This is a genomic window from Lysinibacillus sp. NPDC056959 (genome assembly GCF_042674095.1).
Classification (GTDB): domain Bacteria; phylum Bacillota; class Bacilli; order Bacillales_A; family Planococcaceae; genus Lysinibacillus; species Lysinibacillus zambalensis.
Map to the genome: position 1 here is coordinate 1 of NZ_JBHURE010000063.1, position 1,029 is coordinate 1,029.

The following is a 1,029-nucleotide window of genomic DNA, read 5'->3' on the forward strand; positions in this document are numbered from 1 at the left end:
GCCTTTGGCAAGACAACTGGTACACCAGCGGTGTGTCCATCCCGGTCCTCTCGTACTAAGGACAGCTCCTCTCAAATTTCCTGCGCGCGCAGCGGATAGGGACCGAACTGTCTCACGACGTTCTAAACCCAGCTCGCGTACCGCTTTAATGGGCGAACAGCCCAACCCTTGGGACCGACTCCAGCCCCAGGATGCGACGAGCCGACATCGAGGTGCCAAACCATCCCGTCGATATGGACTCTTGGGGAAGATCAGCCTGTTATCCCCGGGGTACCTTTTATCCGTTGAGCGACGGCGCTTCCACAAGCCACCGCCGGATCACTAGTCCCGACTTTCGTCCCTGCTCGACCCGTCGGTCTCACAGTCAAGCTCCCTTGTGCACTTACACTCAACACCTGATTGCCAACCAGGCTGAGGGAACCTTTGGGCGCCTCCGTTACTTTTTAGGAGGCAACCGCCCCAGTTAAACTACCCATCAGACACTGTCCCTGATCCGGATCACGGACCCAGGTTAGACATCCAGCACGACCAGAGTGGTATTTCAACGACGACTCCACAACCACTGGCGTGGCCGCTTCAAAGTCTCCCACCTATCCTACACAAGCCGAACCGAACACCAATATCAAACTGTAGTAAAGGTCCCGGGGTCTTTCCGTCCTGCTGCGCGAAACGAGCATCTTTACTCGTAGTGCAATTTCACCGGGCCTATGGTTGAGACAGTCGAGAAGTCGTTACGCCATTCGTGCAGGTCGGAACTTACCCGACAAGGAATTTCGCTACCTTAGGATGGTTATAGTTACCACCGCCGTTTACTGGCGCTTAAGTTCTCAGCTTCGCCACGACGAATCGTGACTAACCGGTCCCCTTAACGTTCCAGCACCGGGCAGGCGTCAGTCCGTATACATCGCCTTACGGCTTCGCACGGACCTGTGTTTTTAGTAAACAGTCGCTTCTCGCTGGTCTCTGCGGCCACCACCAGCTCAGGGAGCAAGTCCTGCGCTCATTAAAGTCTTGGCGATTCTGTCAATG

1 rRNA gene is annotated in these 1,029 nt (G+C 55.6%); it reads right to left on the reverse strand.

The window, feature by feature from the left end:
* Window positions 1-1,029: ribosomal RNA gene (locus tag ACFTQ7_RS24870) — 23S ribosomal RNA — on the reverse strand; the annotation flags it as partial.